Genomic DNA, 8,635 nt, shown 5'->3' with positions numbered 1-8,635 from the left:
GCCGCGACCTTCTCGACCACGATGCCGCCTTCGCTGTCTACAACATCTGATCACGGGACGGATCGAGACAGAACAATTCCACGCCGGGGCCCTGGCCTCTGCCCGTCGCGTAAGCGTAGGCGAACATTTTCTCCGAGGGGCTGGCCGACAGCGTGTAGACGCTGCCCGGAGCCTTGTACGACCGCGAGATCGACGCCCGGCCGCCTGAGATGGCGTATTCGAGGATCGGGCCGTCGGGCTCGATCGAGGTGGTGAGGAAATGGGAATCGTCCGCCCAGGCTATCGGCCCGAGTCCACGCGGGATGGAAACGCCCCAGGCGTCCTCGGTGAATAATTTGACGATGTACTCTTGAGCCCTGGTGTCGTAACATCCGGACACCGCGAGTGATCTCCCGGAACGGCTGAGCAGGCCACCCTTCCCCGAACTGGGGTTCTCGCCGCAGGACGGGAGGTCCACCGCGTCGCCGTTCTTGTCGACGACATAACCGTCGTCGTAGTCGGTGCTCGGATCGATCACGAGCGTCCATACCCTGCCCGACGCTCCCGGCGGGCGCGGGGCTTCAAACAGTCCCGGCCCCGTCGACAGACACGCGCTCAAAGGAACCCCGAGCGCGGCCAACACCACCGCCAGGCCCATGACCTGCCATTTCACCCTCCGCGCCACAGGCCTTCCTCTTTCCCCACCGCTCCCACGTACAGGGACAGCGCACCCATGCCAATACATCCACATAGCAGGTTGTGGTTCGCACACGTCGCGATGGGAACGATCGTGATGCTGCTGGCGATGGCCTGGGTTGGAAAGCCGGAAACACGATCCAACCCCTCCTCGCCTCGACCGTAGTTGACCTCGGTGGCCCATCGCAGTGCCGGCGAGAAGCCCGAACAGCCGAACGGGCCTTACGGAACGACGCACCAACATGGAATCAACGCAGGTACAGAGCCCGGGAAGACCGCCATCGTCACACACGATCACTATCGCGCCGGCCGATTTCCCCGTATTTTCCAACGCGCGCCACACGCAGAGCAGCGAGCACCGCCAGAAAGACGATCACAAACAGCCCGACAATGAGAATGGCACTCGAGAATAAATCGGCGGTCAGCACGTCGGTAGGCCCATCGAAATAAGGATTGCCCGAAGGCAGGGGAATCGGAGTTGGGATATCTGCGCCCATTAGTTCACCTCCGGTCTCACTAACGGCCGGACCGAAATGACATGAACGTATGGGAGCGAACCGGCCGTCCACCCCCATACGTTGGGCACTATATCAAAGATTCACCGTCGACCATCGTCGAGCGTCCACGCTAGGGCGTCCCACTGTAGCTGAATGGCCTGTCGGACGCCGCCCGATCACCGCGCGCGTTCCCCACCAGAACAGACCTACATTGTAGTTCCTGCTGCTTCCCGTCCAACTCTTCACCGTGAATTCACCGACGAGGTCTATGAATGCATAGTACTTCCTGGAGGAGTAGTATTGCTTCTGCACCTGCCAGCCGACCCACGTGGTGTTCGTGTCCGATTGCTCATGGATCGCGTACCACGAGATCCAGTTCACCTCCCAACGCTTCTTCTTCTTGTTCCAGACGCCTCCCCAGTTCACGTGAAGCCTAATGACACTGGCGCCGGTGGATTCGCGTTGTTCGTTCTGCTGTCGGCCAACTCGTATTTTGAGGGAGAGCGTCCGATCCCCTGGGCGCTTACGGCGGGCATAGGCGTCGGTGTCGGCGTGGCGTTGGCGCTGACGTTCAGTGAGGTGATCTCAGCAAAATAATTCAGACGATCGGGACTTCTTGGACGCCACTGGTGGCGTTCCGGGCCTTTCGGGAGAAGCCGCCGAAGGCCGGAAATAGACGTGGAGCCCCCGGTAGAAGAGCTCTCACCACAAGAAACCCGATCGGCCGGAAGGCTCCACGTGATTGCTCATCGTGCTACGCTCGATCTCTCCCGCGCGCTCGTTCAGTACCTCGCCCGACTCCTGCAGGAAGAACGCCGACTGCGCGGCACCCCGAAAGACAATCGGGCCCTGACCCCGTTCCGGCAAGCGGTCATGGTGCTGCGCTGGTTCCGCGGTGAGCACGACATCCCCAAACTCGGCCGTGATCACCGCGTCGCCCGGGCTAATGACGCTCTGGGAGTCTGGCTCTGGCGATCTTTGTGTGGCGCCGTCACGGATCGTGATCAGATTCAGTGGGCGCAGAGGATGATTTTCCTGAGGAGCTCGAACTTGGCTCGGCCGTACCGGCTCCTCTTGAGGGCCTTGACTCTCGTCACGTTGTCCTCGACCGCGCCGGAGCTGTGCGGCAGAGTGAGGCCGTTGACGACGGCGTCGAGGTCGCGGCGGATGCCGTGGGTGAAGGAGTGCAGGCCAGGCAGGTCGTCTGCGTCGACGGCGGCCATCCAGGCCTGGAGGTTGTCGCGGGTACCGGTCAGCGTGGTCATCATCTTGGCGAAGGCGGCGACATGGGCCGCTGCGACGTCCAGGCGCGGACTGCGGGCACGAAGGGCGGCGAGTCCGGCCTGCTCGTCAGGGCCGAGCCGGTCGGGGCGGCGGGTGATCCACCGGGTGGCCTCGCGGACGGTCGGGGCCGAGGACGGTGCTTGACCGGCGGTGGCCGAAGCGCGCAGCGGGTGCAGATGCCGGCGGACGGTCTGCGGGCTGCCGCGATATCCCTGAGCTTGGATCTCGCGGGTGAGGCGGGCGGCGTCGGTGCAACCGTCGTTGAACCGCTGGATCAGGTAGGGCAGGTAAGGGGTGAGCAGGTCGGATCGTCCGGTTGCCTTGGTCGGCAGATCCTCGGCCGCCTCGGCGCGGGCGAACCTGCGGACGGTGTGGCGGGATAGCCGCAGCTCGCGGGCGATCGCCTGTCGGTCGTCGGGCTCCGGGTCGGACTCGGCGTTGTCGGGTTCGGCTTCACGCAGGTCGGCGCGGCAGGTGATGACGGTCTTCTCGACCGCGTCGCACAGGTTCTGCCAGAGATGGAGCGATCAGCCACTTGCGTGGCCTCAGGCGCCCCGGTCCTGGCGCCGTTGGCGTAGCCGCCGGCCCGGTCGCGGCAGATCACCTGGATCCCGGGGTGGGCCTCCAGCCAGGCCGCGAGGGTGTCGGCGGTGCGGTCGGCCAGGATGTCGATGAGCTGATGCGTGTCCATGTCGATCAGCACGGTGGCGTAGGAGTGCCCGCGTTTCTTCGAGAAGTCGTCGACGCCCAGGACGGTGACCTGGCCGATCTTCGGGTCGGGCAGGGCGCGGATGAGGCCGATCAGCGTGTCCTTGCCCACGTGCACGCCGAGTAAGGCCAGCAGCCGGGAGGCGGCCCGTCCGGCCGGCGCGAGCGACATCAGCTCCAACAGCCGGCGCAGCAGCATCGTGCGGCGGGCATGTCGCTGGGTCAGGCCGGGCACCGGCTCGGCGAACGTTCGCACCGGGCAGGCCGGGTTCTGGCAGATCAGGCGGCGGACCGTGAGCGCGATCAGGACCGGGCGGCCTGCGGCGGGCAGGTCACGCAGCAGCCGGCGGTAGTGGCCGTGCACCCGAGCCGAGGGCGAGCCGCACGCCCAGCACACCGCCGGCGCATTCGGGGTACGCGCCGTGACCAGTACGTATTGACCGTGGTCGGTCACCTCGTCGACCACCAGGGCGGCCAGGTGGGGGAATAACATCTTCAGGCAGCAGGCATCGCCTGCTACTGCATGCTGCGCACAGGGCACAGTGAACCTCGCGGCCGCTCAAGTGGTGATCAAGTTCTTGGACAAACAAGATCTTCACGGAGCGGCTGCGCCTACGCGCGGCGTGTTGCACGATCGCGATCAGCACTTGGACGAAATTCCGGCCACTATCCGTGACGGCACCACACAAAGATCGCCAGAGCCAAAATCACAGAGCGCCATCAGCGCCACCGCCTACCGCTACATCCACAAAGGAATCGACGTTCTCGCAGTTCAAGCGCCACATCTGCCCGAAGCTATCGAGCGCGCACAAGCCGACGGCCTGGCCTATGTGATCCTGGACGGCACCCTGATCCCCATCGACCGATGCGCCGAACAGACCATCAGCGTCAAGGGCGAACCCATCGACGCCTGGTACTCAGGCAAGGCCCACCAGCACGCCGGCAATCTCCAAGCACTGACGGCGCCAAACGGGCTGCCTTGTGGATCGCCGAGGTCATGGACAGAGCCGGACTCGACCTCAATGTGTTCTCCCGCCGTGTGGTCGGCCGTAACTGGCCAGGAGTTGCCGGACAGCAGGAGGAACAACTGAGAACCGCCGACCGTACAGTTCGACCCGCAGGGTTCTTCATCGAGCCGTGCGCCTCGTTGACGTCAACCGACGTCAGCTTGTCTCACGGCCCCCGGCGATCACGGCGGGCCTGTCGTTTCGCACACCACCCTCGCCACCTCGATGATCGGCGGCGCCGGTGCGTGGCCACGCCCCCGGAGTGGGTGCGGCGCTACGACCCGGGACGGACCGTTACACGTGTGCTCATGGTGAAGGGAAACACGACATACATAAGAGCGACGATCGTCAGAACCGAGGCGATGCCCATCAAGACCCAGCGCCGCTCCCGCAGGCCCGTCACCAGGACGTAAACATTGACAATGAGTCCCGCCGGCGCGTAGAGAAACGTCAGGATCGCTCCGGCGAGCATGTACATCTCGGTTCGCAGTTCACTGTTCATGATCTCATCGATTCGTGGGGAGAATGGAGCCATCACCATCACGCGTCAACGAGTGACAACGCGCGAGTGGTGCGGAGCCTTCCAGTGAAGTCCCCGCACCACGGCGATGCGAACGTCATACTACCGGAAACCGGCCCATTTAGCTGTAGACCCGATAATCTACGTTGCCGTTATTGTGCGCCCAGATATTGACCACCGGCTGCCAGACGCCGTCCCAGAAACCGGCCAGCGAGCCGGCCCGGAAGGAGAAGTCGAACTGCACACGGTAGTGCACACCGCCGTTGTTCCTGCCCGCTCGGTAGTATCCGCGGATCTTCTCGTAGACCGGCTGGTTGCGGACACATCCCAGAATGTTGACGGAGAACCATCCCACGCAGCGCGCTGACCAGTCTCCATCCCAGTTGGAGACAGTTTTTCCATTGTAGCATCGATAAACGCGCGCATACGCCTCCGCGAACGTGGACCCGCCACTGGAGGCGCTCGCCCCTATCCAGCCGGTCCAGTTGCAACGCTTCTTCGCCGCTTCTCCCGTCAGGTCGAAGACTTCGATCGGATTCTGGTTCGCGTAATCATAGGACGTCGCCGATCCACCGGCCACTGGATCGGTTTGCAGGAAACGCCCCGTCGACGGGTTGTAAATCCGGACACCCATAAGGCCGATTCCAGCCAGTCCGGCGAAGGACCGCTCATACTTACCGAGCCAGGCGTACCTGCTGGGGTTGGTGATGTTGTCGGCGCGCGGTGACCCGTATTCGGTCTGCTCGAAGTACGAACTGATTCCGGTCGCGGACGGGCTGTTATCGGCGGTGGCCACGATGTCACCGTGAAGGTTGCTGAGTTGCAGTGTGATGATGCCATCACTTGACTGAGTGGCCGCCAGTCCGGCGATGCCCACGACGTTACGGGTCCAGGTGCCGTCGGCCTCGGCGATCCAGACGGGGGAATCCCCGGTTGTGGCGTAGTGGTTCGTCATGGTGCCGGACACAAGGCCGCCACTACTGGTCATGGCGCGAACTCGGCCGAGCGGGTCCAGCGTGAACTCCCGCGTGTGCAGACCTTGAGTGAGAGAGGCGACCATGTCGTCGGCGTGGTAGCCGACATTGAGGTCGACCCCACCAGAGACGTGGCCGGCCGGGACGGTACTGGTCCGCCCGAACTCGTCATATGTATAACCGGTGGTCGTGAGCCTGTCGGCGGCGTCGTAGGTGTAGGCCTGGGTGACGGGTGTGGTGGCCGTACTGCAAGCTCCACCGCCAGCGGCCGGGTAGGTGGTCAAACTGGTCCGGTTGCTGTTAAGGCTGAACCCGTACTGCCGAGTGACACACGTCCCCGCATAACTGTCAGTCGCATTCGACAGGCGTGCGGCCGCGTCGTACGCGTACATCTGCCTGCTGCCACCGGAACCGGTCTGAAGGACGGTATGCCCGTCGTTGTCAGGGGTCGCGGTGAACTCCAGCCAGGTACTCCCAGCCTTGGCGTAGGTCAGCGCCACTGACTTGCCGGCGTTGTCATACCGCCACATGGCGGTGAGCCCACCGGGGTGGCTCTGGACACGCGGCTGACCATTGGCGTCGAAGGCCGCGCCGACTGTTCCGGGGGTGCCGGTGTTGACACTGGTGATCATCCCGCGTCGTTCGGCCTGCCCGGAGGCGTCGGTTCCGTCGTAGGTGTAGGTGTACGACCCCTTGCCGTCGTTCAGGCTGGCGAGACGGCCATAGGTGTCGTAGGTGGAGACGGAGGAGTTACCGTCGGCGTCGGTGATCGAGCTGACGCGGCCCAGCGCGTCGTAACTTCTGGTGACCGTGGCTCCACCCGCACTCACCGTATTGGGCAGACCGGTGCTGGCATGGTAGGCGAAGGTGACGGCGGGAACGGGCGTCCCAGTGGCGGAGGTGGGGCTAGCGGCGACCGCCCGGGTGGCCGGACGGCCCGCGGTGTCGAAGGTGACAGTGGTGGTGCGGGTCGCAGAGCCCGAGGTTTCGGTCTTGACGGCTTCCTGGCCGTAGTAGCCGTAGGTGATCGTGGTCGCGGGTATCGTCTGGCCGCCAGGTTGTGCAGCCGGAGCCGTACGGCATGTCAACGTCGCCCATTGAGGCTTGTTGCCACACGCGGCCACCGATGGGTGGGTCCCGGCTGTGTAGTAGGCGGTGATGGTGGTACCGGCGTCGGACCCGTTCGAGGCGGGCATGTGACGTTCGATCTCGCGGCCGGCCGCGTCGTAGCGCGTTCGCTTGACGATGTCGGTACCGCCAGGCATGACCGTGGTGAGGCTGGTCGACTTGAACAGGTCCCAGCCTGTGGTGTCGCCGGACACGATGGCGTTATAGCCGGTCTTGGTCGTCCGGGTGTCAGCGGGCCCGGGGGTTACGGTGCCGTCTATAACCCGGGGCTGGACCGTGGTGGTGGTCACCAGGTGGTAGTTGACGTTCGGGTCGGGTTTGCCCTCGTCGTAGACGCTGCTGGTGCGCTGCCGGGCCGAGACGACGGATCCGGAGGCAAGCTTCACCTGATGGGCCGGTCCCTCTCGGGCGAGAAGATCACCGTCCGTGTTGTACGTCGAAATGGTGGCCAGCAGGTCAGCGCGCGCGGTCGGGCTGGTGAGCCCGCGAACGTAGGGATCGGTATCGGCGGCGGGAGTGAGCGCCTGGAGGCGGTTACCGGGAGTGAGATCCCAGACGGTGTTCCCGTTGTCGTCATAGCGGGTCGCGGAGATCTGCCAGGCGCCGGCCCCATATGAGGCGGTGTTGACCGGGCGGCCGTTGACGTCGATGTAGGTGAGCCGGCCGTACTCCCAGTCGGCGGTGGCGGGCTGGTAGGCGCCGCTGCCCGCGCGGGCCGGGACGCGCCAGGCGGGGAAGACGGCGGCGCCGACGCGCGGCAGGTCCACCGACTGGCCCCACGTCGCTGTGGTAGCGCCGGTGAGGTCGATCGGCGAGTTGCCCAGGCGGCCCCGGTCACCACGGCGCCCGTGAGTCGCGGCGACCTTGCCCGACGTTCCCGCCTCCCACATCGCGGGCGCGGCCGCGGCGGCGACCAGTTTCTTCTTGCCGCCGGTCAGTTCTAGGCGGCCGTCCGCGGTGGTACCTGCGGTCAGCCCCTCGGTTCTGAGGGGAACCTTGAACTCCACGTTCCCGCGCGGACGCTCCCGCAGCACGATGTCGAAGCGCATGCCGGTCGGCAGGGCGGTGACGACCAGATCCCCGCCCGGCCCGGCGACCCCGGCGTAAGTGGCGGTGTTGTCCTTGATGACCGGCTTGGGCAGCTCAGAGGGCCACGACAGCGCCAGGGACCTGCCCGGCTCCCGGGTCATCTTGGCGAACGGCGTCCGGCCGCCCGCGGAGAACTCCAGCTCCGGCTTCACGGCCCTGGCCTTCAGCACGCCGTTGCCAGCGTCGGACAGCCGAGGGTCGACCGGGGTCCAGCGACCGTCCTTCTGGACCCGCGCCACCCCGCTCACGGTCTCGACGGTGAAGGTCCCGTCCCCGTTGGCGTAGGTCTGACTGGACTCGGTTGTCTCGCCACTGATCAGCACCCGGCTGCCCTGAAGCCGCGCCGCCAGCGCCGCCGACACCCGGTCGGGACGCTCGGTGACGCGCTCCGGGGCGGCGGCACGCTTGGTGACGCGCGAGACGGAGGCGGCGGACGCCACAGGGACACCCGGCAGGCTGGAGACGCCAACCGCCAGCGCCAGCGCCGCCACGCCCGCTTTCAGCCGGGCCCTCCCTCTGCCCGGCGCCACGGGCGGCCGGGGCTTCACGGATAAGAACGCCATGTTTACTCCACGTGTTCTGGCCAGTTGACAAACATGTGGAAGGTACGAAACACCCGGCATATTCGCGGCATACGCGTGGCACATCGAAAATGTACCGAGCGCATTCGGGCGATCTTGTCACGGTTCACAGGAAGCTTTAAGATAGCGAGGTCGGTGGGAATCACGACGTTATGCCACGGGGGCGGATGTA

8 protein-coding genes are annotated in these 8,635 nt (G+C 65.3%); 1 reads left to right on the top strand and 7 read right to left on the bottom strand.

The genetic code is table 11. The features are described 5' to 3' along the window. Positions 1 to 37: 37 nt before the first annotated feature. The 5 genes from AB0M95_RS31265 to AB0M95_RS31245 all read right to left on the bottom strand — a co-directional run bounded on the left by AB0M95_RS31265 (position 38) and on the right by AB0M95_RS31245 (position 3,657). Entirely contained in the window at positions 38 to 652 is a 615-nt protein-coding gene (locus AB0M95_RS31265; protein ID WP_363772281.1) for a hypothetical protein, read from the bottom strand. A gap of 307 nt (positions 653 to 959) precedes the next feature. Further along, positions 960 to 1,172, bottom strand: coding sequence for a hypothetical protein (locus AB0M95_RS31260; protein ID WP_363772278.1), 213 nt, complete (start codon positions 1,170 to 1,172; stop codon positions 960 to 962). Positions 1,173 to 1,874: 702 nt separating this feature from the next. Then, complete coding sequence (locus AB0M95_RS31255) at positions 1,875 to 2,102, bottom strand: hypothetical protein (RefSeq protein WP_363772276.1); 228 nt, start codon at positions 2,100 to 2,102, stop codon at positions 1,875 to 1,877. A gap of 80 nt (positions 2,103 to 2,182) precedes the next feature. Next, positions 2,183 to 2,623 (bottom strand): transposase, encoded by a 441-nt coding sequence (locus tag AB0M95_RS31250; RefSeq protein ID WP_363772290.1) that lies wholly within the window; start codon positions 2,621 to 2,623, stop codon positions 2,183 to 2,185. A 107-nt stretch (positions 2,624 to 2,730) separates the two neighbouring features. Continuing rightward, positions 2,731 to 3,657, bottom strand: coding sequence for an ISL3 family transposase (locus AB0M95_RS31245; RefSeq protein ID WP_363772273.1), 927 nt, complete (start codon positions 3,655 to 3,657; stop codon positions 2,731 to 2,733). 73 nt (positions 3,658 to 3,730) lie between these two features. On the opposite strand from AB0M95_RS31245, the gene AB0M95_RS31240 reads away from it, so the two are divergent. Then, a complete protein-coding gene (locus AB0M95_RS31240; RefSeq protein ID WP_363772270.1) occupies positions 3,731 to 4,255 on the top strand; it encodes a hypothetical protein in 525 nt (174 codons plus the stop codon). A gap of 190 nt (positions 4,256 to 4,445) precedes the next feature. Here the strand turns inward: AB0M95_RS31240 and AB0M95_RS31235 are convergent, their stop codons facing one another. Together AB0M95_RS31235 and AB0M95_RS31230 are read right to left on the bottom strand one after the other, a co-directional pair. Continuing rightward, positions 4,446 to 4,673 carry a hypothetical protein gene (locus AB0M95_RS31235; protein ID WP_363772267.1) on the bottom strand — a complete coding sequence of 76 codons (228 nt, stop codon included), beginning with the start codon at positions 4,671 to 4,673 and terminating at the stop codon, positions 4,446 to 4,448. Positions 4,674 to 4,812: 139 nt separating this feature from the next. Next, positions 4,813 to 8,445, bottom strand: a complete 3,633-nt coding sequence (locus tag AB0M95_RS31230) for an RHS repeat-associated core domain-containing protein (protein ID WP_363772264.1) — start codon at positions 8,443 to 8,445, stop codon at positions 4,813 to 4,815. Positions 8,446 to 8,635 lie beyond the last annotated feature (190 nt).

Source organism: Sphaerisporangium sp. NPDC051017, assembly GCF_040683095.1.
Classification (GTDB): domain Bacteria; phylum Actinomycetota; class Actinomycetes; order Streptosporangiales; family Streptosporangiaceae; genus Sphaerisporangium.
This window is presented reverse-complemented; position numbering and strand designations above follow the sequence as displayed.

Bases quoted from the DNA above. Each gene is read 5' to 3' on its own strand.
- AB0M95_RS31230 (WP_363772264.1), bottom strand. From the start codon at position 8,445: ATGGCGTTCTTATCCGTGAAGCCCCGGCCGCCCGTGGCGCCGGGCAGA.
- AB0M95_RS31260 (WP_363772278.1), bottom strand. From the start codon at position 1,172: ATGGGCGCAGATATCCCAACTCCGATTCCCCTGCCTTCGGGCAATCCT.
- AB0M95_RS31235 (WP_363772267.1), bottom strand. From the start codon at position 4,673: ATGAACAGTGAACTGCGAACCGAGATGTACATGCTCGCCGGAGCGATC.
- AB0M95_RS31245 (WP_363772273.1), bottom strand. From the start codon at position 3,657: ATGTTATTCCCCCACCTGGCCGCCCTGGTGGTCGACGAGGTGACCGAC.